Source organism: Nitrobacter sp. MLSD-S21 (genome assembly GCF_058809865.1).
Genome location: NZ_JBXASZ010000001.1, coordinates 1,000,379 through 1,024,427, shown reverse-complemented (window position 1 = coordinate 1,024,427; position 24,049 = coordinate 1,000,379). Strand labels below are relative to the sequence as shown.

The 24,049-nt window shown below is 60.6% G+C and carries 26 protein-coding genes and 1 pseudogene; 26 read left to right on the top strand and 1 reads right to left on the bottom strand.

Going from position 1 to position 24,049, the window contains the following annotated elements; translation table 11 throughout:
- Positions 1-34: 34 nt before the first annotated feature.
- From rpsN to AC1RT6_RS05035, 22 genes and pseudogenes are all read left to right on the top strand, one after another.
- Positions 35-340, top strand: coding sequence for a 30S ribosomal protein S14 (gene rpsN, locus AC1RT6_RS05140; RefSeq protein WP_079446337.1), 306 nt, complete (start codon positions 35-37; stop codon positions 338-340).
- 13 nt (positions 341-353) lie between these two features.
- Positions 354-752 carry a 30S ribosomal protein S8 gene (gene rpsH, locus AC1RT6_RS05135; RefSeq protein WP_079446338.1) on the top strand — a complete coding sequence of 133 codons (399 nt, stop codon included), beginning with the start codon at positions 354-356 and terminating at the stop codon, positions 750-752.
- Positions 753-767: 15 nt separating this feature from the next.
- Positions 768-1,301 carry a 50S ribosomal protein L6 gene (rplF, locus tag AC1RT6_RS05130; protein WP_079446339.1) on the top strand — a complete coding sequence of 178 codons (534 nt, stop codon included), beginning with the start codon at positions 768-770 and terminating at the stop codon, positions 1,299-1,301.
- An 11-nt stretch (positions 1,302-1,312) separates the two neighbouring features.
- Entirely contained in the window at positions 1,313-1,675 is a 363-nt protein-coding gene (gene rplR, locus AC1RT6_RS05125) for a 50S ribosomal protein L18 (protein WP_079446340.1), read from the top strand.
- Between the two features lie 111 nt (positions 1,676-1,786).
- Positions 1,787-2,362 carry a 30S ribosomal protein S5 gene (gene rpsE / locus AC1RT6_RS05120; RefSeq protein WP_079446341.1) on the top strand — a complete coding sequence of 192 codons (576 nt, stop codon included), beginning with the start codon at positions 1,787-1,789 and terminating at the stop codon, positions 2,360-2,362.
- Positions 2,363-2,440: 78 nt separating this feature from the next.
- Complete coding sequence (rpmD, locus tag AC1RT6_RS05115) at positions 2,441-2,635, top strand: 50S ribosomal protein L30 (RefSeq protein WP_079446342.1); 195 nt, start codon at positions 2,441-2,443, stop codon at positions 2,633-2,635.
- Between the two features lie 120 nt (positions 2,636-2,755).
- Positions 2,756-3,241, top strand: coding sequence for a 50S ribosomal protein L15 (rplO, locus tag AC1RT6_RS05110; protein ID WP_079446343.1), 486 nt, complete (start codon positions 2,756-2,758; stop codon positions 3,239-3,241).
- Positions 3,242-3,357: 116 nt separating this feature from the next.
- Positions 3,358-4,689 carry a preprotein translocase subunit SecY gene (gene secY, locus AC1RT6_RS05105; protein WP_079446344.1) on the top strand — a complete coding sequence of 444 codons (1,332 nt, stop codon included), beginning with the start codon at positions 3,358-3,360 and terminating at the stop codon, positions 4,687-4,689.
- A 337-nt stretch (positions 4,690-5,026) separates the two neighbouring features.
- Positions 5,027-5,611, top strand: a pseudogene (locus AC1RT6_RS05100) (adenylate kinase); the annotation flags it as partial.
- 353 nt (positions 5,612-5,964) lie between these two features.
- On the top strand, positions 5,965-6,333 hold the full coding sequence (rpsM, locus tag AC1RT6_RS05095) for a 30S ribosomal protein S13 (RefSeq protein ID WP_079446346.1): 369 nt from the start codon (positions 5,965-5,967) through the stop codon (positions 6,331-6,333).
- Between the two features lie 108 nt (positions 6,334-6,441).
- Positions 6,442-6,831: a 30S ribosomal protein S11 gene (rpsK, locus tag AC1RT6_RS05090; RefSeq protein WP_006021048.1), complete on the top strand. Its 390-nt coding sequence runs from the start codon at positions 6,442-6,444 to the stop codon at positions 6,829-6,831.
- Between the two features lie 94 nt (positions 6,832-6,925).
- Entirely contained in the window at positions 6,926-7,957 is a 1,032-nt protein-coding gene (locus tag AC1RT6_RS05085; RefSeq protein ID WP_079446347.1) for a DNA-directed RNA polymerase subunit alpha, read from the top strand.
- Positions 7,958-8,073: 116 nt separating this feature from the next.
- The gene (rplQ, locus tag AC1RT6_RS05080) at positions 8,074-8,487 is read left to right on the top strand and encodes a 50S ribosomal protein L17 (protein WP_079446348.1); all 414 of its coding nucleotides are present in this window, start codon (positions 8,074-8,076) and stop codon (positions 8,485-8,487) included.
- A 364-nt stretch (positions 8,488-8,851) separates the two neighbouring features.
- Positions 8,852-10,246 (top strand): DegQ family serine endoprotease, encoded by a 1,395-nt coding sequence (locus tag AC1RT6_RS05075; RefSeq protein WP_079446349.1) that lies wholly within the window; start codon positions 8,852-8,854, stop codon positions 10,244-10,246.
- Entirely contained in the window at positions 10,243-11,574 is a 1,332-nt protein-coding gene (locus AC1RT6_RS05070) for a replication-associated recombination protein A (protein WP_079446350.1), read from the top strand. Before AC1RT6_RS05075 ends, AC1RT6_RS05070 begins: the two co-directional genes overlap by 4 nt.
- Before the next feature lie 68 nt (positions 11,575-11,642).
- Positions 11,643-12,380, top strand: a complete 738-nt coding sequence (locus AC1RT6_RS05065) for a tetratricopeptide repeat protein (RefSeq protein ID WP_079446351.1) — start codon at positions 11,643-11,645, stop codon at positions 12,378-12,380.
- 180 nt (positions 12,381-12,560) lie between these two features.
- The gene (locus AC1RT6_RS05060) at positions 12,561-13,814 is read left to right on the top strand and encodes an RluA family pseudouridine synthase (RefSeq protein WP_472789520.1); all 1,254 of its coding nucleotides are present in this window, start codon (positions 12,561-12,563) and stop codon (positions 13,812-13,814) included.
- A gap of 50 nt (positions 13,815-13,864) precedes the next feature.
- Entirely contained in the window at positions 13,865-14,650 is a 786-nt protein-coding gene (locus AC1RT6_RS05055; RefSeq protein WP_079446353.1) for an ATP12 family chaperone protein, read from the top strand.
- A 48-nt stretch (positions 14,651-14,698) separates the two neighbouring features.
- Positions 14,699-16,363, top strand: coding sequence for a flagellar hook-length control protein FliK (gene fliK, locus AC1RT6_RS05050; protein ID WP_472789522.1), 1,665 nt, complete (start codon positions 14,699-14,701; stop codon positions 16,361-16,363).
- Positions 16,360-16,629: an EscU/YscU/HrcU family type III secretion system export apparatus switch protein gene (locus AC1RT6_RS05045; RefSeq protein WP_079446355.1), complete on the top strand. Its 270-nt coding sequence runs from the start codon at positions 16,360-16,362 to the stop codon at positions 16,627-16,629. The genes fliK and AC1RT6_RS05045 overlap by 4 nt, the downstream gene beginning before the upstream one ends.
- Before the next feature lie 98 nt (positions 16,630-16,727).
- Positions 16,728-18,260: an acyl-CoA carboxylase subunit beta gene (locus AC1RT6_RS05040; RefSeq protein ID WP_079446356.1), complete on the top strand. Its 1,533-nt coding sequence runs from the start codon at positions 16,728-16,730 to the stop codon at positions 18,258-18,260.
- A 203-nt stretch (positions 18,261-18,463) separates the two neighbouring features.
- Entirely contained in the window at positions 18,464-19,891 is a 1,428-nt protein-coding gene (locus AC1RT6_RS05035) for a DUF1254 domain-containing protein (protein WP_079446357.1), read from the top strand.
- A gap of 45 nt (positions 19,892-19,936) precedes the next feature.
- Here the strand turns inward: AC1RT6_RS05035 and AC1RT6_RS05030 are convergent, their stop codons facing one another.
- Positions 19,937-20,410 (bottom strand): outer membrane protein assembly factor BamE, encoded by a 474-nt coding sequence (locus AC1RT6_RS05030; protein WP_079446358.1) that lies wholly within the window; start codon positions 20,408-20,410, stop codon positions 19,937-19,939.
- A 105-nt stretch (positions 20,411-20,515) separates the two neighbouring features.
- On the opposite strand from AC1RT6_RS05030, the gene AC1RT6_RS05025 reads away from it, so the two are divergent.
- The 4 genes from AC1RT6_RS05025 (at position 20,516) to AC1RT6_RS05010 (ending at position 23,931) form a co-directional block, all read left to right on the top strand.
- A complete protein-coding gene (locus AC1RT6_RS05025) occupies positions 20,516-21,055 on the top strand; it encodes a ubiquinol-cytochrome C chaperone family protein (protein WP_079446359.1) in 540 nt (179 codons plus the stop codon).
- A 34-nt stretch (positions 21,056-21,089) separates the two neighbouring features.
- Entirely contained in the window at positions 21,090-21,653 is a 564-nt protein-coding gene (locus AC1RT6_RS05020) for a YceD family protein (protein ID WP_244553446.1), read from the top strand.
- Between the two features lie 242 nt (positions 21,654-21,895).
- The gene (gene plsX / locus AC1RT6_RS05015; RefSeq protein ID WP_079446361.1) at positions 21,896-22,957 is read left to right on the top strand and encodes a phosphate acyltransferase PlsX; all 1,062 of its coding nucleotides are present in this window, start codon (positions 21,896-21,898) and stop codon (positions 22,955-22,957) included.
- A complete protein-coding gene (locus AC1RT6_RS05010; protein WP_079446362.1) occupies positions 22,954-23,931 on the top strand; it encodes a beta-ketoacyl-ACP synthase III in 978 nt (325 codons plus the stop codon). The genes plsX and AC1RT6_RS05010 overlap by 4 nt, the downstream gene beginning before the upstream one ends.
- The last annotated feature ends 118 nt before the right edge of the window (positions 23,932-24,049 follow it).

Here is a 24,049-nt window from a genome sequence, read left to right as displayed (position 1 = left end):
AAGCGCTCAGACGCGGAAAGGCAAGGAGCCAAGCATGGCAAAGAAGAGTTCGATCGAGAAGAACAACCGGCGCAGGCGGATGGCTGGGAACGCGGCTGCGAAGCGCGCGCGGCTGAAGGCCATCATCTCCGACAAGACCAAGCCGATGGAGGAACGGTTCGCAGCCACTCTGAAGCTTGCCGAAATGCCGCGCAATTCGTCGGCGACGCGTATCCGCAACCGCTGCGAACTGACCGGACGTCCCCGTTCGAACTACCGCAAGAACAAGCTGAGTCGCATCGCGCTGCGCGAGCTTGGCTCCAGAGGCCTGGTTCCCGGCCTCGTGAAGTCGAGCTGGTAAGGAGGGTCGCCAGATGTCCACGCACGATCCGATCAGCGATCTCATCACCCGCATCCGCAATGCGCAGATGCGCAACAAGCCCAAGGTTTCGACCCCGGGCTCCAAGATGCGAGCTAACGTGCTCGAAGTCCTCAAGAGCGAGGGCTATATCCGCGGCTACGCCAGCGTCGAGCATTCCTCGGGCCGCAGCGAGCTTGAGATCGAGTTGAAGTATTTCGACGGCGAACCCGTGATCCGCGAGATCGAGCGGGTCTCCAAGCCGGGGCGGCGTGTTTACGCCTCCGTGAAAAATCTACCGCGCGTCAACAACGGGCTGGGGATTTCGGTGCTGTCGACGCCGAAGGGAATCATGGCCGACCACGACGCGCGTGACGCGAATGTGGGCGGCGAAGTTCTCTTCACGGTGTTCTGAGGAAGGAATTAAGCCATGTCACGCATCGGCAAGAGGCCAGTCACGGTGCCATCCGGTGTCACTGCGACCGTCGAAGGGCAGACCGTCAAGATGAAGGGGCCGAAAGGCCAGCTTCAGTTCGTCGTCCATGACGATGTCGAGGTGAAGCTCGAGGATGGCGCGGTAAAGGTCGCGCCGCGATACGAGACCAAGCGGGCGCAGGCGCTGTATGGTACAGCGCGCGCGCAAGTCGCAAATCTTGTCGACGGCGTCACGAAGGGATTCGAGAAGAAGCTCGAGATCGTCGGCGTCGGCTATCGCGCCGCGTTGCAAGGCAAGTCATTGCAGCTCGCGCTCGGCTATAGCCACGATGTCAATTACGCGGTCCCCGAGGGGATTACGATTGCTGTGCCGAAGCCGACTGAAATCACGATCACGGGTAATGACGCGCAGCGCGTTGGTCAGGTCGCGGCCGAAATCCGTGGCTATCGTCCGCCGGAGCCTTACAAGGGCAAGGGCGTGAAGTACGCCAACGAAACGATCTTCCGCAAGGAAGGAAAGAAGAAGTAACGGAGCCGGTCATGTCGAAACTGAAGATTACGAATGCCCGGCGCAAGCAACGCGTGAGGCTGTCGTTGCGTCGCACCGCAAATGGCAGACCGCGGCTGTCGGTGTTCCGCTCGTCGAAGCACATATATGCCCAAGTCATTGACGACCTGAAGGGCGAGACGCTGGCCTCGGCGTCCTCGCTCGAAAAGGTGATGCGCGGTACGGGCAACACGGGCGCCAATATCGAAGCGGCCAAAGCGGTTGGCAAACTGTTGGCGGAGCGGGCGGTGAAGAACGGCGTCAAGGAAGTGGTCTTCGATCGCGGCGGCTATCTCTATCACGGTCGCGTCAAGGCGCTGGCCGATGCCGCTCGCGAAAGCGGTTTGAGCTTCTAAGCGCGTATTCTGCAAAAGCGGGATCCGGTTTTGCAACAAGAATGCGTGTCTTGAAATTGATATCGAACGAATAGGACAGGGGCGAAGCCTCACAAGGATCGGAAAAACACCATGGCAGGTGAACGCGAACGCGGCGGACGCGAACGGAGCAGAGATCGCGAGGAGCGCGACAGCGAGTTCGTTGACAAGCTTGTCCACATCAATCGTGTGGCGAAGGTCGTCAAGGGCGGCAAGCGCTTCGGTTTCGCGGCGTTGGTCGTGATCGGCGACCAGAAGGGCCGGGTTGGCTTCGGTCACGGCAAGGCGCGCGAAGTTCCGGAGGCAATCCGCAAGGCGACGGAGTCGGCAAAGCGCAATCTGACGCGCGTGGCGCTGCGCGAGGGCCGGACGCTGCATCACGACATCGCAGGCCGCCACGGCGCAGGCCGCGTTTATCTGCGCGCAGCACCAGCCGGCACCGGCATCATCGCCGGCGGCCCGATGCGCGCGGTGTTTGAGACGCTCGGCATCCAGGACGTGGTGGCGAAGTCGATTGGCTCGTCCAATCCCTACAATATGATTCGCGCGACGTTCGACGCGCTGAAGCATCAGGATTCACCGCGCTCGGTTTCCGCCCGCCGCAATATCAAGGTTTCCACGCTGCAATCGCGCCGTGTGGGCGGTGATGCGGAGGCTGTTGCCGAATAAGCGGAGTCCGGGCTGGGGCCGGCGGTTGCCACCTGCCCAATCCGACCGCCGGGCAAGACAGGATTTGGAGTGACGACGATGGCTAAGGCCGCAAAGACAATCAAGGTCGAGCAGACCGGCAGCGCAATCCGCCGCCACCACTCACAACGCTCGACATTGGTCGGGCTTAAGCTCAACAAGATCGGTCGGACCGCGGAGTTGCAGGATACGCCTGAAATTCGCGGCATGATCGAGAAGGTTCGACACATCGTCCGTGTAATCGACGAGACGTAATAATTTGCTATTTATGCCCGGCCTGTGCCGGGGGTCCACGGCTTGGAGTGCGCCGGGTTCGGCAAAAGACGTGGAAGGCCGGGACGATCCTGGCACGACGAACACGATGAGGACGCGACCATGAAACTTTGCGATATCGCCGACAACGCAGGCTCGCGCAAGAAGCGCATGCGGATCGGCCGGGGTATCGGCTCCGGAAAGGGCAAGACCGGCGGCCGTGGCGGCAAGGGACAGACGGCGCGCTCGGGTGTGCGCATCAAAGGCTTCGAGGGAGGCCAGATGCCGCTGCACCGGCGGTTGCCGAAGCGCGGCTTCAACAATATCTTCCGGGTGGAATTTGCCGAAATCAATCTTGACCGGCTCCAGGCCGCAATTGATGCCGGGTCGATCAATGCCAAGGAGACCGTTAACGCCGAGTCGCTGGTGAAATCCGGCGTGGTGCGTCGCGCCAAGGGTGGCGTCCGCCTGCTTGGCCGAGGCGAGATCAAGGCGAAACTGACTATCGAGGTTCACGGCGCCTCGAAGTCCGCGATCACGGCGGTCGAGAAGGCCGGCGGCACAGTGAAAATCCTTGCGCCGAAGAAGGACGAAGGTGAGGCAGCCTAACGTCTGCGTCATCGCCCGCTTTGGCGCACGACAGGAACCATGAGAGGTTTGGCGTCTGCCGGCTGGCCCGTTCTGGCGGAGCGTGACGGCACCATTGGTGCGGGAGAAGGCTGAATATGGTCTCAGCAGCGGAACAACTGGCGGCTAACCTAAACTTCTCGGCGTTTGCGAAAGCCGACGAGCTGAAGAAGCGCATCTGGTTCACGCTCGGCGCGTTGCTCGTCTATCGGCTGGGTACCTACATCCCGCTACCGGGCATCGACCCGACGGTCTGGCAAAAGGTGTTCAATTCCCAGGCCGGCGGCATCCTCGGGATGTTCAATATGTTCTCCGGCGGTGGTATCGACCGCATGGCGATTTTCGCCTTGAACATCATGCCGTACATTTCGGCCTCGATCATCCTGCAACTGTTGACCTCGGTATCGCCTAAGCTCGAGGCTCTCAAGAAGGAGGGCGAAGCTGGCCGCAAGATTATCAATCAATACACTCGTTATCTTACGGTGGTGCTGGCGTTCTTCCAGTCCTACGGCATTGCCGTCGGTCTCCAGGGCGCAGGCAACGTCGTCACCAATCCCGGCATGTTTTTCCTGCTCTCCACCGCGATCACATTGACCGGCGGCACCATGTTTCTGATGTGGCTCGGCGAGCAGATCACGTCGCGAGGCATCGGCAACGGCATTTCCCTCATCATCATGGCCGGTATCGTCGCCGAGCTGCCGTCCGCGCTCGCCAACATGCTCGAACTCGGCCGGCAAGGCGCGCTGTCCACAGGGATCATCCTGATCGTTCTGATCATGGTCGTCGCGGTGATTGCCTTCATTGTGTTCATGGAGCGCGCCCAGCGCAGGTTGCTGATCCAGTATCCGAAGCGTCAGGTCGGCAATAAGATGTTTGATGGGCAGTCTTCCCATCTGCCGCTGAAGCTCAATACCTCCGGTGTGATCCCGCCGATTTTCGCTTCGTCACTGCTGCTGTTGCCGACGACGGTCGCGAACTTCAACGCGGGTAGCGGACCGGAATGGTTCCAGTGGATCAATACCCAACTCGGTCACGGCCGGCCGATGTTTCTGGTCCTGTACATCGCCTTGATCGTGTTCTTCACCTTCTTCTACACCGCGATCGTCTTCAATCCGACCGAGACAGCCGATAATCTCAAAAAGCATGGCGGCTTCATTCCGGGCATCAGGCCAGGCGAGCGGACCGCCGAGTATATCGACTACGTGCTCTCGCGCATCACGGTGCCAGGGGCGGTTTATCTCGCGGTTGTCTGCCTGATTCCCGAGATTTTGATTTCTTACGCAGCGGTACCTTTCTATTTCGGCGGTACGTCGCTTCTGATCGTGGTCAGCGTCACGATGGATACAGTGTCGCAGGTGCAGGGATATCTGCTGGCCCACCAATATGAAGGCCTGATAAAAAAATCCAAGTTGAGAGGCCGCCGTCGATGACGTGAAGCGTTCTTGCTCATCGGAATCGGTCAGTGAGAAGAAATGCTTTCAGTCAATAACCTGCGCGTGTTCTGCTTGCGATGATGGTATCCACTTTTGCGGAATGCGTGTCAGATCCGCCAAGCGTATCGCTTTCGTGCCCCGGCGTTCTTCGTTTGGGGTCGCATACGATCGCCGCGACATATCTGCCTCCTGCTATTCTTGTCCGAGGCATTGATCGCTTGCTCCGGGGTGCCGTATTAGTTGCCGGAAGGGCGCAGGTCGTATTTTGCGGTGTGCCCGATATCGAAGCGCAGGTGCGCGGCTGCCCGTTCACCCGGCGATGGGGCAATTCTTTATGAGACTGATTCTTCTCGGGCCGCCGGGGGCGGGAAAAGGAACGCAGGCGCAACGTCTGGTTCATCACTACGGAATCATTCAGCTTTCTACGGGCGACATGCTGCGCGCCGCCGTCGCCGCCGGTACGCCGGTCGGCCTCAAGGCCAAGGACATCATGGCGAGCGGGGGGCTGGTCCCGGACGATGTCGTCATCGGCATCATTTCCGACCGGCTGGAACAGGCGGACGCGAAGACGGGATTCATCCTCGACGGCTTTCCGCGCACCGTCCCACAGGCCGAGGCACTGGATCGTCTGCTCCAATCCAAAAATCTCGCACTCGATGCCGTGGTTGAGCTTCGCGTCGACGAAAGTGCGCTACTGCAGCGCGTTGAAAGCCGTGTCGCGGAAATGACGGCGCGGGGGGAACAGGTGCGGGCCGATGATAGGCCGGAGGTGCTCTCGAAGCGGCTGGTCAGCTACCGCGGGCTGACCGAGCCGCTCATTCGCTACTATTCGGAGCGCGGCAAGCTGCTGACGGTTGACGGCATGATGGCTATCGATGACGTCACGCGGGATATTCGCCGCGTCCTGAGACGGTCGGGAGTTCCGATGTCAAAGTTCGGCATCCGCCGGTGGTAAGCGGGCCAGAATCGACCTAAAGGCGAGAAAAACCAGTAAATGATGGTCCCAGGCGGGCCCTTGGGAATGGGGAACGAGCACGGTGAGGTGAGCAAAAATTGGCGGCTCAAAAGTCACGAAAGAGCGAGCAAAAGTGGCGGGACGGTTGACGAAATGCCACCAAGTCCTTAATAAACAAGCATCCAGCGGATCGTTTCAGACGATGCCGGACCCTAAGATAACTGAGGGTCAGGCGTCGTGTTTGTGTTTGAGGATACCCGCCTGAAATATCGAAGGAAAGGCCGGCTCACCGCGAGTCGGCAACAGGAGAGAAGTCTGTGGCCCGTATTGCCGGCGTGAATATCCCAACCAACAAGCGCGTCGTCATCGCGCTTCAATACATCCATGGCATTGGTCAGAAGAATGCCGCCGAGATCGTCGAGAAGGTCAAGATTCCGGTCGATCGCCGGGTCTCGCAACTGACCGATCAGGAAGTACTTCAGATTCGGGAAGTCATCGATCGCGACTATCTCGTCGAAGGCGATCTTCGCCGTGAGGTCGGCATCAACATCAAGCGGCTGATGGATCTCGGTTGTTATCGCGGCTTGCGTCATCGTCGCGGACTGCCGGTGCGCGGTCAGCGCACCCATACTAACGCGCGTACCCGCAAGGGGCCGGCCAAGTCGATTGCCGGCAAGAAAAAGTAAGAGCGCGGATAGGAAATTGCGAACAGCGAATAGATTCTGATCGCTATTCGCATCGTCGGTGGAGCCGCTGGCATTACGGCGGCGTTGAGATCACAGGAAAGGCTGACAATGGGTAAGGAAGCTACACGCGTTCGCCGCCGCGAGCGCAAGAACATCGCGTCCGGCATCGCGCATGTCAATTCGTCGTTCAACAACACCACCATCACCATCACCGATGCGCAGGGCAATACGATCGCCTGGTCATCGGCCGGGACGATGGGTTTTAAGGGATCACGCAAGTCGACCCCTTACGCGGCGCAGGTGGCGGCGGAAGATGTTTCCAAGAAGGCGCAGGAGCACGGCATGCGCACCCTTGAGGTCGAGGTAGCTGGTCCGGGTTCGGGTCGCGAATCGGCGCTGCGCGCGCTGCAGGCTGCGGGCTTCACCGTTACCTCGATCCGCGATGTGACCACGATTCCTCATAACGGTTGCCGTCCGCGCAAGCGCCGGCGCGTTTGATATTCGACAGCGGCGGTTTGTTGTTCCGCCAATTCGAGGTTTTTATCTTTGCGCGGATTGATCCGCGTCCTCCAACGCCAGCGATGTTGATGGCATGGGTGAAACAGTGACGATCCAGAAAAATTGGCAAGAGCTCATTCGGCCGAACAAGCTGCAGGTCGTTCCCGGCAGCGATCCCTCGCGCTTTGCAACCCTGATTGCCGAGCCGCTTGAGCGCGGTTTTGGCCAGACACTCGGTAACGCGCTACGCCGAATCCTGCTGTCCTCGCTGCAAGGCGCCGCGGTGCAGTCGGTACACATCGATGGCGTTCTACACGAATTCTCCTCGATCGCGGGCGTTCGCGAGGACGTCACCGACATCGTGCTGAATATCAAGGACATCGCGATCAAGATGCAGGGGGAAGGCCCCAAGCGCATGGTCGTGAAGAAGCAAGGTCCCGGCAGCGTCACCGCAGGTGACATCCAGACCGTCGGCGACATCGTGGTGCTTAATCCCGACCTTCAGATCTGCACCCTCGACGATGGCGCCGAGATTCGCATGGAATTCACGGTTGCCTCCGGCAAGGGTTATGTTGCCGCCGAGCGTAATCGGCCCGAGGATGCGCCGATCGGACTGATACCGGTTGATAGCCTGTATTCGCCGGTGCGCAAGGTATCCTACAAGGTCGAAAACACTCGCGAGGGTCAGATTCTCGACTACGACAAACTGACCATGACCATCGAAACGAATGGCGGGGTGACGCCCGAGGATGCCGTGGCCTTCGCCGCGCGTATTCTGCAAGATCAACTCAATGTCTTCGTCAACTTCGAGGAGCCGCGCAAGGAAGTCGCCACCGAGATCATTCCGGATCTGGCGTTCAATCCTGCCTTCCTCAAGAAAGTGGATGAACTGGAGCTGTCGGTACGTTCCGCAAATTGCTTGAAGAACGACAACATCGTTTACATCGGCGATCTGGTGCAGAAGTCGGAAGCGGAGATGCTGCGCACCCCGAATTTCGGGCGCAAGTCGCTGAATGAGATCAAGGAAGTGCTGGCCCAGATGGGTCTGCATCTCGGCATGGAAGTGCCGGGCTGGCCGCCGGAAAATATAGATGAGCTGGCAAAACGCTTCGAGGACCATTACTGAGTGATCTCTTCCCCGGAGTGGGGGAGAGAAACCCAAAATAGGGCGAACGCAGGCAGCCCACCTGAGCAGCGCGACCGCCGAGCAGTCGCAACCGGACAAGACTGAGGATCACATCAATGCGTCATGGTAAGGTTCACCGGAAGCTCAATCGCACCGCGGAGCATCGCAAGGCAATGTTTGCCAATATGGCGGCGGCGCTTATCAAGCATGAGCAGATTGTCACCACGCTGCCGAAGGCAAAAGAACTACGTCCGATCGTCGAAAAACTGGTGACCCTCGGCAAGAAGGGTGGCCTCGACAAGCGCCGTCAGGCGATCAGCGAGATGCGCGACGTCGATCAGGTGAAGAAGCTGTTCGACGTGTTGGCGCCGCGCTACAAGGACCGTCATGGTGGGTATACCCGCATTATCAAGGCCGGCTTCCGATACGGCGATAACGCGCCGATGGCAGTGATCGAGTTCGTCGATCGCGACGTCGATGCCAAGGGCCAGGATTCCGGGCCGGTGCAGGAAGCTTCGGAAGCCGCGTAAGCTCGACCTCTTTTAAAACTTAGAAAGGCGGCGCATCGTGGGGCGCCGCTTTTTTGTTGGTTCGAGCCTGCCCTAGAGAGCGTTTCGAGCGAAGTGGACACCGGTTCGCGTAGGTGCGCACGCTAAAAGGCTTCCATTACGGGGATGCGGCAGGTGGTTCCGATTTGTGCGGCACTTCGCGGCGTCTGTGATGGACTCGCGATGTGTGTGGTTGTGCTGTCGCGACGATCATGTGCGTGCAGACGATGACATGGCGTTCTGTCTTGGCATCCGCGCGACGTCGCGGACGTGAAAAAAGCGTCTTTTGCTTCTCTTGAAGGTTAGCGAAGCCTATATCTGCGGTCCTGACCCCGGGAGTGAATTCATGACGTCGTTCCGCCTGTTCGCCCCGCTATTCCTCGCTCTGACGATGCCGGCGCCTGGTCATGCTCAGGACCGCCACGTTCCGGCCTCCCAGGCCGAATTGCGGCTTTCCTATGCACCGATCGTGCAGCGGGTGACGCCGGCTGTCGTCAATGTCTATGCCGCCAAGGTGATCCAGCATCGCCATCCATTGCTCGAGGATCCGGTCTTCCGCCGGTTCTTTGGCGTTCCGGGCGGGCAGCCGGAACAGATGCAGCGCTCGCTCGGCTCAGGCGTGATGGTCGATCCGTCCGGCCTTGTCGTGACAAACAATCACGTGATTGAGGGTGCCGACCAGGTCAAGATCGCGCTGCCGGACAAGCGCGAGTTCGAGGCCGAGATCGTGCTCAAGGACACGCGGACCGACCTTGCGGTCCTGCGGCTGAAGGATGTGCATGAGAAGTTCCCGACGCTCGATTTCGCGAATTCGGATGAGTTGCAGGTCGGAGACCTCGTCATGGCGATTGGGAACCCATTCGGCGTCGGGCAGACTGTGACGCACGGCATTGTTTCGGCGTTGGCGCGCACGCAGGTGGGAATTACAGACTATCAGTTCTTCATCCAGACCGATGCGGCGATCAATCCGGGAAACTCGGGTGGGGCGCTGGTTGACATCACGGGTCGTCTCGCAGGTATCAACACCGCAATTTTCTCGCGCTCCGGAGGGTCGCAGGGCATCGGCTTCGCCATTCCGGCAAACATGGTGCGGGTTGTCGTGGCATCCGCCAAGAATGGTGGCAAGGCGGTGCAGCGGCCCTGGCTCGGAGCGCGGCTGCAAACGATAACCCCGGAGATTGCCGAAACCATCGGCCTCAAGGCGCCGGCCGGTGCGCTGGTGGCCAGCGTTGCGGTTGGAAGTCCGGCGGCGCGTGCCGGTCTCAAACTATCCGACCTGATCGTCTTGATCGACGGACAGCCTGTCGAGGACCCCAATGCGTTTGACTATCGGTTTGCGACGCGTCCGCTCGGCGGCACATCGCAATTGGAAGTCCAACGCAATGGGAGGCCGATCAAGCTTACCGTTCCGCTCGAGGCGGCGCCGGACACCGGTCGCGACGAGTTGGCGATCACCGCGCCATCACCATTTCAAGGCGCCAAGGTTGCGAATATCTCGCCGGCGCTGGCCGACGAACTTCATCTCGATTACGGTGCCGAAGGGGTCGTGGTCATCGCATTGGCGGACAATGGAATGGCCGCGAATGTCGGCTTCAGGAAAGGCGACATCATCCTCGCGGTCAACAACAAGAAGATCGTTAAGACGGCCGATCTCGAACAGGCCGTTCGCGAAGCGAGGCGGCTCTGGCGTATCACGCTGATGCGTGGAGGCCAGCAGATTCAAGTCATGCTAGGCGGATGAGCCCGAACCGCCAGCGCGCCTCCAACAGCCTGTTCTCCGCGGCGGGTCTGGAACGTGATGCGCCGCATCCACTGCCGGACAAGCTGCGACCGCAGACGCTGTCGGACGTGGTCGGGCAGGATCACATTCTTGGATTGGACGGCGCGCTGACCCGGATGCTGGAAACCCGCACGCTAGGCTCGCTCATCTTCTGGGGACCGCCGGGGACCGGCAAGACGACAGTGGCGCGGCTGCTGGCGAATGCGACCGCGCTGCATTTCGAGCAACTGTCGGCGGTGTTCTCCGGTGTCGCCGATCTGAAGAAGGCGTTCGATGCCGCCCGCGCGCGCCGCGAGTCGGGGACGGGAACGCTCCTGTTCGTCGATGAGGTTCATCGTTTCAATCGCGCGCAACAGGATTCGTTTCTGCCTGTCATGGAGGACGGAACCGTCATTTTGGTCGGTGCGACCACTGAGAACCCATCGTTCGAACTGAACGCGGCGTTGTTGTCGCGGGCTCGCGTGCTTGTGTTCCGTTCGCTCGACTGGGAGGCGATCGAGAAATTGTTCGCTCGCGCCGAACAGGTCGAGGGCAAGCCGTTGCCGCTCGATGCTGAGGCGCGCTCGGCGCTGGTGCGCATGGCCGACGGCGACGGCCGCGCGGCGCTGACGCTGGTCGAGGAGGTCTGGCGGTCGGCGCGCGAGGGCGAGGTCTTCAATGCCGAGCAGTTGCAGGGCGTGCTGCAGCGCCGCGCGCCGATCTACGACAAATCCGCCGACGGCCACTACAACTTGATTTCTGCCTTGCACAAGTCGGTGCGCGGCTCCGATCCCGATGCGGCGCTGTACTATCTGGCGCGGATGCTCGAGGCCGGCGAGGACCCGTTATTTCTCGCGCGCCGCGTGGTGCGAATGGCAGTCGAGGATATCGGGCTGGCGGATCCGCAGGCGCTGGTGATCTGCAACGCGGCCAAGGATGCCTATGATTTTCTCGGCTCACCGGAAGGCGAACTCGCGATCGCGCAGGCGGTGATCTATCTGGCCACCGCGCCGAAGTCCAACGCCGCCTACAAAGCGTTCGGCGCGGCGATGCGCGTCGCGAAGGACGCCGGCTCTCTCTTGCCGCCGAAGCACATCCTCAACGCGCCGACCGGTCTGATGAAATCCGAAGGTTACGGCGGCGGCTACCAATACGATCACGACATGCCCGATGCGTTTTCCGGACAGGATTACTTCCCGGAGATGCTCGGCCGCCGGACTTTCTATGATCCGCCGGATCGGGGGTTCGAGCGCGAAATCCGCAAGCGCATGGACTACTGGGCGAAACTGCGCCGGGAGCGCTCGTCGTGACGACTTCATCGACGTCAACACGCTGTCGATCCACGGTCGTAAGGCTGTTTCAAAAAGCGGAGTGGCTTATGACGCTCCGACAAGGTGCGAGGCGTAAACAGGTGCAGGCGATGCGAAGACATATTACCCGATGGCTGTTGGCACTGGTGCTGCTTGGCATCACGAACGCGGCGCGCGCCGAGATGGTCGAAGTTGCGCCGGGCGTGACGGTGACGAAGAAGACGTTCTCGGCGCGGATTGACGAACAGCCGTTCTATGGTTTCTCGGAGAAAACTCCCGAACAGCAAAAGACCGATGCCGACTTTCTGGCGGCGTCGGATGAGATGGGTTCGCGCGAGGCGGTTTCCGCTGCAGCTATTGAGCGGGGCTGGGCTCATATCGATCGCGGTGACCTGTCAGAAGCGGCAAAACGATTCAATCAGGCTTGGCTGCTTGCCCCTGAGCGGAGCGAGATCTACCAAGGCTTTGCGGTGATCACGGCGGCGCGCTTCGGCGATCTCGAATACGCCGAAGAGCTGTTCAAGATTGCGTTGCGACAACCGAAGCCGCGGCGAACGCTGAAAGCTGATTACGGGCGCTTGCTGTTGAAGGCCAAGCGTCCGGCCGAGGCAAAAACGATCCTGGAGGAAGGCGTGCGCGACGCGCCGGAATTCGCCGATGGATGGGTCAGCCTTGGACTTGCGCGGTTGCAGACGGACGACGCCGCGGGCGCATGTGCGGCCGCAGGCGAAGCCAACAAACTCAAGCTTTCGCGCGGGGCGATGATCGACCTCGTGTTACTGAAGAGGCAGGGGGCTTGCCCATAGCGATCGGATGCTTCGCGATTTCACCGTGACGCTGCCGGGCTTCTGCGCTACCCACACTTGTGGGTGAACAGAGTGTAATTTGAAAAGTGGAGCCGTTTTCGAAGATCGTGCTCGATCAGACGAATATGACTAAGGCTTAAAGTTGAGTCGAGGCAGAAGAACTAAACTCCAGAGGAACTAATGAGCCGGCGAGTCAGGCGACCGTTAGCGAAGTCCGGCGGTCGCGGGAGCGAACGCGTTAAAGGCGCTTCGGCCAGGAGCGATTCGGCCAAAGTTGCTCGTCCAGAAAAAGGGACGAGCCGGAAAGGTCGTGGCGTCGCTGAGCGATCATCGGGCGAGCGGTGGCAGGGGACTCGGCCGGGCAGGCCGCAGCGCGCAGGTACGCCGGCCGACACTGCATGTTTCGCCGAAAAGCCGACTAAACCCGAACCAGCGCTTCTGCCGACAAAGGTCCAGACTGTCGCGGTGACGGCCGATGAAGCCAACATGCGCGTCGACCGCTTTCTTGAAGCACGCTTTCCCGGTCTGTCATTCTCCCACATTCAGCGCATTGTCCGCAAAGGCGAGTTGCGCGTGAACGGCAAGCGCGCCGACAGCAAGGATCGCATAGGCGAAGGCGACAAGGTCCGCATCCCTCCGCTCAAGCTCGACACGCCGAAGACCACGGCTCATCTGTCCGAGGCCGAGGCAAAGACACGCGACGAATTGCAGAAGATGGTGCTGTTCGAAGATGCGGACGTCATGGTGCTGAACAAGGCGGCCGGGCTTGCGGTGCAGGGCGGATCCGGCCTGTCGCGGCACATCGACGGGATGCTGGAAACGATGCGCGACGCAAAAGGGCAGCGACCGCGCCTCGTGCACCGGCTGGATCGTGAGACGGCCGGCTGTCTGCTGGTGGCCAAGACGCGTTTCGCGGCCACGGCGCTGACCGGCGCGTTCCGCCAGCGTTCAGCGCGCAAGATTTACTGGGCTCTGGTCGCGGGCGTACCAAAGCCGAAGCAGGGCCGTATCTCGACCTATCTTGCCAAGGAAGAGAATGAGGAGGAGTCGATCATGCGGGTCGCCTCGCATGGCGACGAGGGCGCGAGCCATGCGGTGACCTACTACGCGGTGGTGGAAACCTCGGCGCAGAAGCTCGCCTGGGTGTCGCTGAAGCCTGTCACGGGCCGGACCCATCAACTCCGCGCGCACATGGCGCATATCAATCACGCCATCGTCGGCGATCCAAAGTATTTCAACAAGGAAAACTGGCAATTGCCTGGAGGTCTTCAGAAACGGCTGCACCTGCTGGCGCGCCGCATCGTGATTCCGCATCCGCGGGGCGGCGTCATAGACGTTACGGCGCCGCTGCCGCCACACATGTTGCAATCCTGGAATCTGCTCGGTCTTGAAGCCGACCGGTTCGATCCGATCGAGCACGCGCCGGAGGAGTAGGTCCGTGCCGTTGCGTCGGGGCCGACCTCAGGGCGATATGAGAGTATTCCATGCGTGAATTGTTTGACGAAGATCTTGGCTCCTCGTCGCTCAACCCGGAAGAATCGATACGCAACTCTGCGCGAGCCGGGCACCGCAACCGTTTCTATACCTCCGCGAGCGTGAGGGAGACGCCGGAAGGGTTCGCCGTCCTGCTCGACGACAGGCCGGTTCGCACGCCGTCACGTAACGTGCTGGCGGCGCCTGCACGCGAGATTGCCGAGACCATGGCCGCGGAATGGGAGGCGCAACGGGACGTCATCAACCCCATGACCATGCCGCTAACGCGGCTCGCCAACAGCATCATCGACGGCGTAACCGGTCGTGTCGACGCAGTGGTTGAGGATATTGCCAAGTATCTCGAAACGGACCTCCTGTTCTATCGCGCCGGCCATCCCGACGCGCTGGTGGCTCGCGAAACCGCACATTGGGACCGCGTGCTTTTCTGGGCCGCCGAAACATTGGAAGCGCGTTTCATCCTGACCGAAGGCATCGTGCATGTCCATCAACCGGCTCAGGCGGTCGCAGCCGCGCGCAAGGCGCTACCGTCAGACCCTTGGGTGGTTGGGGCGCTGCATATCGTGACGACGTTGACCGGCTCCGTGCTGCTCGCTCTCGCTTTAATGGCCGGGCGGCTGGATGCGGACGAGGTCTGGGCCGCCGCCCACGTCGATGAGGACTGGAACAGCGAGCAATGGGGGGTCGATGAGGAGGCGGCCGTCCAGAGGGCGTCGCGTTTGGTCGATTTCCGGGCCGCGGCTGCCGTCCTTCGGGCGCGGGCTGGACCAATCGGTTAAGGAGAGGTTTAGACACAGAAGTTAGCCTGACGGGTAAAACGAGGCTTCATGGCGATCTCGATCAACCCGATTTTCCCGGTCATTGCGGCGCAAGGCGCAGCAAACGAAGCCGTGCTGCAGCCCGGCAGGGTGATTGACGTAAAGGTCCAGGGAATCCTTGCCAACAATCTCGTCCGTATTGCCATCGCCGATCTGGCGATCGAGGTGCTGTCGGAAATTCCGCTTCAAGTCGGCCAGACCCTGCGGTTAGCGGTCTCGCAGACCGCGCAAGGGCTTCGGCTTGCGGTTGTGGATCAGGGCTCATCGGGTACGCATGCTGCCGGACCGGCGGATGCGTTGACACTGACGCCGGATGCTGCGGCTGCAACGATAAGCGCCAAGGCTCCTCCGGCTCCCCTCCTGACGGCGCTGGAAGCTCTCTCGGTATCGTCCGCGGCGCAAGCGGCGGCGGCGCGGCAAGGCAGCCTTTCGCCGCTCTACGCCAACCTGCTGGCAGCCGCCGGCTCTGGCAGTCTGCCCCCTAACGTGCGACAGGTTCTGGACCGGCTGCTCACTTTGCGGCCTGGTCTCGATCCGGGTCTTACGGGGAGCGATATCAAGACCGCGTTCCGTAACTCCGGCCTTTTTCTCGAAGCCTCGCTGGCGGCCGGCTTGAAGACGGGGCAGCCTGCCGCCTCGGCCAATACGCTACCCGATATGAAGGCTGCACTGCTTGTGCTCCGTGAGGCGCTTTCGATCTCGGTCGGGGACATGTCTCGCGGTGCGCCGCCCGCCGTGGGCGCAGGATCTCAACAAGCGCAGCAGGCAGCTTCGCCGATGGCATCGAGCGCGCCGCCGCTGTCGCCGGATATCGACGCACAGGATGTGTATCTGCCGCAGGCGCGCCTGGCTGTAACCGATGATCCGGATACGCCTGCGAACCAGACATTATTTTCCCGAGTATCGGATGCAGGGCTTCGCGCCGCCACGGCGGGTGCAGCCCTGAACGTTCTGCAGGAGGTACTTCAGAATCGAGGGATCAGCAACGATCCCGGCGCGGCCCTCGGACCCGACGGCGATCCGGCGGCCGCTACGCAGCCGTTCAGGAATGGGCCAGCGAACGGCCCCACTGAGAACCATGTCTTTGTCGTGCGTACCAGCATGCCGTCGCCGCCCTTTGGCGGCGCATTGCCAACCGCGCAGCCCGTCGCGTTGCCGGGATTGTCATCGGCTGCATCGTCGGAAGAGATCGCGCGACGACTGCTTGATGATACTGATGCTGCGATTTCCCGTCAGGTGTTGTTGCAGATCGCCTCGCTTCCGGATCGCGTCGATACCGCGGGAGCGCGGCTCGATCAGACCACGCCGCGCTGGAATTTCGAGATTCCATTTGCTGTCGCAACCGGCACGGCCATTGCGCAGTTTGAGGTTTCGCGCGACGCCGCCGGTCACAATACAGAAACAGCGACGCGGGTCTGGCGCGCACGATTTTCAGTCGACGTTGAACCCGCAGGGCCGGTTCACGCGCTGGTGTCGCTGGCCGGGGAAACCACGACGGTGCGGCTCTGGGCCGAGCGTCCTTCCACCGCGAGCCGGTTGCGCGCCGGCGCCTCGCAACTCACTCAGGCATTAAGCGGCGCAGAATTGCAGCCGGGAGATATCATCATCCGCGAGGGAGCGCCGCCGCAGCCGAAGCCCGCGCCGGCCGGCCACTTTCTGGATCGCGCCCTATGAGTGTGGAGATCAAGGATCAAGTCGCCATCGCCCTCCACTATGACAAAGGCAGCGGCGCGCCGCGTGTGGTCGCCAAGGGCAGGGGAACGCTCGGCACGAAGATCATCGAGGTGGCCAAGGAGAACGACATCCCGATCGAGGAAAACGAAGTGCTGGCCGGCGCGCTGTCGCATGTCGAACTCGGCGACGAGATTCCAGCCGAATTGTATAAGGCTGTTGCGGAGGTATTGGTGTTCGTGCTGCGGATGTCGGCGCGCGCGCCGTGATAGGTGGTGGGCGCCTCCGCGCCGCGCTGTTGGTGACAGCCTTAAAAACGGCAGTTAGGGTCTAATCCAAGTTTACTGAACCAGACCCAGGCAGGGCTATGAAAGACATCCTCCAAACGCTCGACGCCCGGCGGATGGCCGCAAAGCGTGGCGGTGGCGAGAAGCGCATCGAAGCCCAGCACAAGCGCGGTAAGCTGACGGCTCGTGAGCGCATCGAGATTTTGCTCGACAAAGACTCGTTCGAAGAATTCGACATGTTCGTCGAGCATCGTTCGATCGAATTCGGCATGGAGAAATCGAAAGTGCCGGGCGACGGCGTGGTGACCGGATGGGGCACCATCAATGGCCGCAAGATTTTCATGTTCGCGAAAGACTTCACCGTATTCGGCGGCTCGCTGTCGGAGACGCATGCGCTGAAGATCACGAAAATCCAGGACATGGCATTGAAGGCCAAGGCACCGATCATCGGTCTTTATGATGCTGGTGGCGCGCGCATTCAGGAGGGCGTCGCAGCGCTGGCCGGTTACTCCTATGTCTTTCGCCGCAATGTGCAGGCCTCGGGAGTGATCCCGCAGATCAGCGTCATCATGGGGCCGTGCGCGGGCGGCGATGTCTATTCGCCTGCCATGACCGACTTCATCTTCATGGTGAAGAACACGAGCTACATGTTCGTTACTGGCCCCGATGTGGTGAAGACAGTCACCAATGAGGTGGTGTCCGCGGAAGAACTCGGCGGCGCCAGCGTGCATGCCACCAAGTCGTCGATTGCCGATGGCGCGTTCGAAAACGATGTCGAGGCGATCTTGCAGATGCGGCGCCTGATCGATTTCCTGCCGAGCAACAACACCGACGGTGTTCCGGAATGGCCGAGTTTCGATGATATCGAGCGCACCGACGACTCGCTCAATACGCTGGTGCCGGACAATCCCAACAAGCCTTACGATATCAAGGAACTGATCCTGAAGGTCGTGGACGAGGGCGACTTCTTCGAGATCGCGGAAACGTTCGCGAAAAACATTGTCACCGGCTTCGGCCGCATTGCCGGGCGCACGGTGGGCTTCGTCGCCAACCAGCCGATGGTGCTGGCCGGCGTGCTCGACTCGGATGCGTCACGCAAGGCCGCGCGCTTTGTTCGCTTTTGCGATGCCTTCAATATTCCGATTGTGACCTTCGTGGACGTGCCGGGCTTTTTGCCGGGCACCGCGCAGGAATACGGCGGGCTGATCAAGCACGGCGCGAAGCTCTTGTTCGCCTATTCGCAATGTACGGTGCCGCTCGTCACAGTCATCACGCGAAAGGCCTACGGCGGCGCGTTCGACGTGATGGCATCAAAAGAGATCGGCGCCGACGTGAACTACGCCTGGCCGACCGCTCAGATCGCGGTGATGGGCGCCAAGGGCGCGGTTGAGATCATCTTCCGCGGCGATATCGGCGACGCGGAGAAGATCGCCGCGCGCACGAAGGAGTACGAGGATCGATTCCTGTCGCCGTTTATCGCCGCCGAGCGAGGCTACATCGACGACGTCATCATGCCGCACTCGACCCGCAAGCGCATCGCTCGCGCGCTGGCGATGCTGCGTGACAAGCACGTCGACGCGCCCATGAAGAAGCATGACAATATTCCGTTGTGAATAATCTCGCTCAACGCTTCCGCCTAACGCCGGCCTGGTTGCTTTCAGGGCAAAGCGGACGTCAACCATTCCACAACCCTCGCCGATACCGTCGAAAATGACCCATAGCGGACTTCTTTGATCCAGATCAATCAAAACGCTGTAGTCGCTGATTGTCTGGCCACGCCATCCGTCGCCGTCCTGGGATATTGAGGAGGAGCTCCATGAAGTGTCTATCGTCGCTTGCTGCGGTATTGTCGGGTTTAACTCTCATGGTCTCGACATTGACCCCGAGCGCTGCCCAATCGATTTCCGCGGACGAGGCACACGCTATCGCTACGGAGGCGTATGTCTACTTCTATCCGCTCGTGACGATGGACGTGACGCGCAAGCAGCTCAACAATTCCGATCCGAAGACCGGAAGTATCGGCGGTCCTCCCAACACTTTCGATAATATCCAGGCCTACCCCACTGCGGATATGAGGGCAGTGGTGCGACCCAACTTTGACACGTTGTACTCGAGCGCCTGGCTGGACCTGACCAGCGAGCCCATGATCGTTTCGGTTCCGGATACCGGTGGCCGTTACTACCTGCTGCCGATGCTCGACATGTGGACCGATGTGTTTGCGTCGCCAGGATCGCGCACGACAGGCACCAAGGCGGCCAATTTCCTGGTTGCGCCTCCGGGCTGGAATGGAAGCGTGCCGGAGGGTGTCACGCGCATCAATGCGCCGACGCCCCATGTCTGGATAATCGGTCGCACCAGGACGGATGGTCCCGCCGACTATGCTTCAGTCCACGAAGTGCAGAAGGGCTACAAGATCACGCCGCTGTCGGGATGGGGCAAACCCCCGGTCGCCGTTACGCAAACCATCGACCCCAGCGTCGATGTCAAGACTCCGCCGAAGGCGCAGGTTGATACGATGGCGGGCGATAAGTTCTTTGCGTATGCAGCCGAACTGCTCAAAGCCAACCCGCCGCACATCACCGATGAACCGATCATCGCGCGCATGAAGCGGATCGGCCTCGAACCGGGCAAGAGCTTCGATATTACCAAAGTTGATGCAACCACACGCAAAGCCATCGAAGACGCGCCGACACAGGGTCTAAAGCTGATGGCATGGAAGCTCCCGACATTGGCGCGCGTAGCAAACCACTGGTCCATGAATACTGATACGATGGGTGTCTACGGGACTTATTATCTGAAGCGTGCAATCGTGGCTCAGGCTGGACTTGGTGCCAATCTGCCGGAAGATGCGATCTATCCGCTCAGCGTTGGCGATGAAAACGGCAAGCCGCTCGACGGTGCAAACAAGTACACCATCCACTTCGCCAAAGACGCGGTGCCGCCGGTCGACGCATTCTGGTCAGTCACCCTGTACGATAACGAAGGATTCCAGGTTGCGAATCCGGTTAATCGTTTTGCGGTGAGCAGCTGGATGCCGTTCAAGCGCGACGCCGACGGGTCGCTGACGCTCTACATCCAGAACGCAAATCCCGGCAGCGATCACGAAGCCAACTGGCTGCCTGCGCCTAAAGGCCCGTTCAACCTCACCATGCGTCTCTATGCGCCGAAATCGGAGGCGTTGACCGGCGTATGGAATCCGCCGACCATCAAGTCGGTGGATGGTGACATCATGGGCCGGCGGTGACGGCAGATACTGGAGCGGACGTGGTCCGAATTAATTAAGGATGCGCTACTTCGCGCTCAGCAGCTTAAACAGCGGCGCGAGGTAGCTGATTTCCTGGCCCGATGTTGGCGTGGTGCGGCTGATGAAGTCGAAGATCTTGCCGTCCTTCAGGCCGTAATTGGCGAGCCGGGTCACCTGGCGGTTCTTGTCGAAATAGATCGCGATCACACGCTGATCGATGACGCTCTGCTGCATGAAGGCGACCTTCCGCTCGGCGCGCTGCGAGATGTAATAAAACACCTCGCCGTTCAGCGTCGCGACCGTGGATGGGGTTCCCATTACGATCAGCACCTGATCCTGGCTTGCGCCGATCTGGATTTGCTCGAGCGCGCCGGGGGGGAGGATATAGCCCTTCTGAAAGGTTTCGCCGGTGCAGCCGGCCATGACCGCGCACACCAGCGTGGCGGCGAGCGTCGCGCGCAGACGAGGGCGTCGCGTCGCGGCGTATCCGGGTGCTTTCTTCGGGACTGACACTGTCATTCCGGGACGACCTCATCCTCTTGCATCGCGCGCGCGGTTGACGTACCCGGCAACGGTCCCTGATTGCAACAACGGACCCCCTGCGGGCAGTCTTTCGGTACCCACATGCGCTGGCCGTTCAATCGCTTCAAAAAACAGTTCCCCGCGCCGTCGCGGCGCACCATTGAAGCGATCTATGGCACGATCGTGGCGCAAGCGCGAGAGCCCTTGTTTTATCAGGCGTATGGAGTCCCGGACTCCGTGAATGGCCGCTTCGATCTGGTTCTGCTGCATTTGTGGATGGTCCTTCGGCAACTGAGGTCGGGGCCTGACGAGGCTCTTCGGCAGGCCCTGTTCGATCATTTCTGCAGTGACATGGACGCCAACCTGCGCGAGATGGGCGTTGGCGATCTAAGCGTTCCGAAGCGCATGCAAGCCTTCGGAGAAGCCTTTTATGGTCGCTCGGCCGCCTACGATCGAGCCCTGGCCGAGGGCCCCGAGCTGCTGGCGCTGGCGCTCGACAAGAATATCTATAGTGGCGGAAACATCGAAAGCGCGCGACGGCTTGCCGCCTATACGGCGGACGCGATCGCCGCGCTCGCTTGTGGTGATTACGCGACGTCGACGGGAGACTTGCAATTTCCGGACCTCGCACAACGGAAATGAAAGAGCAGGCATGATCGCTAAGGACAGGTCGGATATGGCTCCAAATCCCTGGAGCTCGCGGATCGCGGTTGCGCAGATTCCGGAAACCGGCCTTCATCGTGATATCGAGGCCGATCAGAATGTGCGTATGGCATTGGCGAAGACTGCTGGCTTGCGCGACATCGAGTTTGCCCGGGCATCGTTCGATCTGACTCCGGGGCGCGACGACAGCGTACATGTGCAGGGCAGGGTATCGGCGCGTGTCGGACAGACCTGCGTGGTGTCGCTCGATCCGATTGAGAACGATATCGTCGAGGAGGTCGACCTCATCTTTGTGCCGGAAAGTCAGGTTCGCGAGTTCGCCGCGCCCGTCAATGATGACGACGATATCAGGGAGATTCCGGATTCCCCCGAACCCATTATCAATGGTGTCATTGATCTCGGGCGCCTCGCGACCGACGTCTTGTTTCTGGGAATCGATCCGTATCCGCGGAAATCCGATGCCGTTTTCGTCGCGCCTGCGAGCGCGGCGGATCCTGAGGATCATCCCTTCGCTGCTCTGAAGAAGCTGAAAATCGATCCGAGCCCGCCCGGCAAGAAGAAACCGGCGCGCGATTAAGGACGGAATTCTGGATGTAATTTATGGAAAATCAAAGCAACAGCATTGAAAATAAGTAGTTTTATTTAATTCCTGATGTCTCGTTTTAACTTGCAAAACTACAGGAATCGGGGGGTTCGGATATTGTATCGAGGCGGGGACACGTTATTGTCGCGACCGCGCCGGATAAAGCACCGCGCACTGCCGTCCGTGTTTGGCCGCGCGTCTCAAGACTTCAAAAGATCAGGGTTTCCGGGACTTCCATGCCGAAAAAGGTTCGAATCGCGCTTGACGCCATGGGGGGCGACATCGGCGCATCGGTGGTCATTCCGGGCGCTGCGATTTTCCTGAACCGTCATGCCGACACCGAGTTTCTGCTTTACGGCGACAACGCTCTGATCGAAGCGCAACTCGCTGCGTACCCTGCGGTGAGGGCGATATCCCGGGTCATCCACACCGATGTCGCCGTCGGCATGCACGAAAAGCCGAGCCAGGCGCTGCGTCGCGGCCGCAAGACTTCGTCGATGTGGCTCGCGATCGATGCGGTGAAGAAAGGCGAGGCCGACGTTGCGGTGTCCGCCGGCAATACTGGCGCGTTGATGGCGATGGCGCGATTCAATCTGCGGACGCTGCCCGGCATCGATCGCCCCGCGATCGCGGCGACATGGCCAACCATGCGCGGCGATTCCGTGGTGCTTGATCTCGGCGCCACGATCGGAGGCGATGCGCACCATCTGACGACGCTTGCGATCATGGGCAGCGCCATGGCGCGTGTTCTATTCGACCTGGAGCGGCCGACGGTCGGCCTCCTCAATATCGGCGTCGAGGAAATTAAGGGCGGGGAGGAGATTCGGGAAGCTGCGGAACTGCTGCGGGCAATGGAACTGCCGCAGCTCGAATTCATCGGCTTTGTTGAAGGCGACGGGATCGGCAAGGGGGCGGCGGACGTTATCGTGACGGAGGGTTTCAGCGGCAATATCGCGCTGAAGGCTGCCGAAGGAACGGCGCGGCAGATCAGCGAATTCCTGCGGGCGGCTCTGTCGCGAACATGGGCTTCAAAGCTCGGCTATCTTCTGGCCCGGGGCGCGTTCAAGGCGCTCAAGGAAAAGCTGGATCCGAACAGATCCAATGGCGGCGTATTCCTCGGACTTAACGGAATCGTGGTCAAGAGTCATGGTGGAACCGACGCCGAGGGTTTTGCTTACGCGGTCGACGTTGGCTATGAGATGGTTCGTTACGATCTCCTGACCAAGATCAATCAAACGCTCAACCGCCACGGCCACACCCTTGCTTCGGCGTCGGCAGTGCAGGAGGCTATCTCTTGACTGCGATACGTTCGGTCGTGCTCGGCTGCGGCTCCTATCTGCCGCAAAGGGTGCTGACCAATGCTGAACTGGCCACCAAGGTTGATACCTCGGACGAGTGGATCGTCCAGCGGACCGGTATTCGAGAGCGCCACATTGCCGCGGAAGGGGAGTTCACGTCACATCTCGCCATCCATGCGGCGAATGCTGCGCTGGCTCATGCCGGCATCGATGCGCAGTCGATTGACCTGATCGTGCTGGCGACGTCGACGCCGGACCATACGTTTCCGGCGACGGCGGTCGCGGTTCAGAACGGGCTTGGCATTACTCACGGTGCCGCCTTCGATCTTCAGGCCGTCTGTTCCGGGTTCGTGTTTGCGTTGGCCACCGCCGACAATTTCCTTCGTTCTGGCGCGTTCAAGCGCGCGCTGGTGATTGGCGCGGAAACTTTCTCGCGAATTCTGGATTGGACCGATCGCGGGACCTGCGTTCTGTTCGGCGACGGGGCCGGCGCGGTCGTGCTGGAAGCTCAGGAGCAGCCGGGCAAGCCCTCGGATCGCGGTATTCTGACGACACATCTGCGCTCGGACGGCCGTCATCAATCAAAACTTTATGTCGATGGCGGACCATCCTCGACCCGGACCGTGGGCTATCTGCGGATGGAGGGCCGTGAGGTATTCAAGCATGCCGTCGGCATGATTACAGACGTCATTGTCGATGCATTCAATGCGTCCGGCACGAGCGCGGACGACATCAACTGGTTCGTTCCACATCAGGCCAACAAGCGAATCATCGATGCGTCAGCTCATAAGCTGCATATCGCGCCGGAAAAAGTCGTCCTGACCGTCGATCGCCACGGCAACACCTCCGCTGCATCTATTCCGCTGGCATTGTCGGTCGCGGTCGCAGACGGACGCATCAAAAGCGGCGATCTGGTCTTGCTCGAGGCGATGGGCGGAGGCTTTACCTGGGGCTCGGCCCTCGTGCGATGGTAAGACTTGAATCAAAGCCGTCGCCCAATGCTGTCATCTATCATGCGAAAGCATCATGTGATAGGTTGACCCTGGGCCGTTAAACTCTTAATTTCAGTTACAAATTGTTCGCCGGGAGCTT

Bases quoted from the DNA above. Each gene is read 5' to 3' on its own strand.
- fliK (WP_472789522.1), top strand. From the start codon at position 14,699: ATGGCGATCTCGATCAACCCGATTTTCCCGGTCATTGCGGCGCAAGGC.
- secY (WP_079446344.1), top strand. From the start codon at position 3,358: ATGGTCTCAGCAGCGGAACAACTGGCGGCTAACCTAAACTTCTCGGCG.
- rplR (WP_079446340.1), top strand. From the start codon at position 1,313: ATGTCGAAACTGAAGATTACGAATGCCCGGCGCAAGCAACGCGTGAGG.
- rplO (WP_079446343.1), top strand. From the start codon at position 2,756: ATGAAACTTTGCGATATCGCCGACAACGCAGGCTCGCGCAAGAAGCGC.
- AC1RT6_RS05070 (WP_079446350.1), top strand. From the start codon at position 10,243: ATGAGCCCGAACCGCCAGCGCGCCTCCAACAGCCTGTTCTCCGCGGCG.
- rpsE (WP_079446341.1), top strand. From the start codon at position 1,787: ATGGCAGGTGAACGCGAACGCGGCGGACGCGAACGGAGCAGAGATCGC.
- rplF (WP_079446339.1), top strand. From the start codon at position 768: ATGTCACGCATCGGCAAGAGGCCAGTCACGGTGCCATCCGGTGTCACT.
- AC1RT6_RS05055 (WP_079446353.1), top strand. From the start codon at position 13,865: ATGCGTGAATTGTTTGACGAAGATCTTGGCTCCTCGTCGCTCAACCCG.
- rpmD (WP_079446342.1), top strand. From the start codon at position 2,441: ATGGCTAAGGCCGCAAAGACAATCAAGGTCGAGCAGACCGGCAGCGCA.
- AC1RT6_RS05060 (WP_472789520.1), top strand. From the start codon at position 12,561: ATGAGCCGGCGAGTCAGGCGACCGTTAGCGAAGTCCGGCGGTCGCGGG.
- rpsH (WP_079446338.1), top strand. From the start codon at position 354: ATGTCCACGCACGATCCGATCAGCGATCTCATCACCCGCATCCGCAAT.
- AC1RT6_RS05040 (WP_079446356.1), top strand. From the start codon at position 16,728: ATGAAAGACATCCTCCAAACGCTCGACGCCCGGCGGATGGCCGCAAAG.
- AC1RT6_RS05065 (WP_079446351.1), top strand. From the start codon at position 11,643: ATGACGCTCCGACAAGGTGCGAGGCGTAAACAGGTGCAGGCGATGCGA.
- AC1RT6_RS05025 (WP_079446359.1), top strand. From the start codon at position 20,516: ATGCGCTGGCCGTTCAATCGCTTCAAAAAACAGTTCCCCGCGCCGTCG.
- AC1RT6_RS05020 (WP_244553446.1), top strand. From the start codon at position 21,090: ATGGCTCCAAATCCCTGGAGCTCGCGGATCGCGGTTGCGCAGATTCCG.
- AC1RT6_RS05045 (WP_079446355.1), top strand. From the start codon at position 16,360: ATGAGTGTGGAGATCAAGGATCAAGTCGCCATCGCCCTCCACTATGAC.
- plsX (WP_079446361.1), top strand. From the start codon at position 21,896: ATGCCGAAAAAGGTTCGAATCGCGCTTGACGCCATGGGGGGCGACATC.
- rpsK (WP_006021048.1), top strand. From the start codon at position 6,442: ATGGGTAAGGAAGCTACACGCGTTCGCCGCCGCGAGCGCAAGAACATC.
- rplQ (WP_079446348.1), top strand. From the start codon at position 8,074: ATGCGTCATGGTAAGGTTCACCGGAAGCTCAATCGCACCGCGGAGCAT.
- AC1RT6_RS05075 (WP_079446349.1), top strand. From the start codon at position 8,852: ATGACGTCGTTCCGCCTGTTCGCCCCGCTATTCCTCGCTCTGACGATG.
- rpsN (WP_079446337.1), top strand. From the start codon at position 35: ATGGCAAAGAAGAGTTCGATCGAGAAGAACAACCGGCGCAGGCGGATG.
- AC1RT6_RS05035 (WP_079446357.1), top strand. From the start codon at position 18,464: ATGAAGTGTCTATCGTCGCTTGCTGCGGTATTGTCGGGTTTAACTCTC.
- AC1RT6_RS05085 (WP_079446347.1), top strand. From the start codon at position 6,926: ATGGGTGAAACAGTGACGATCCAGAAAAATTGGCAAGAGCTCATTCGG.
- AC1RT6_RS05030 (WP_079446358.1), bottom strand. From the start codon at position 20,410: ATGACAGTGTCAGTCCCGAAGAAAGCACCCGGATACGCCGCGACGCGA.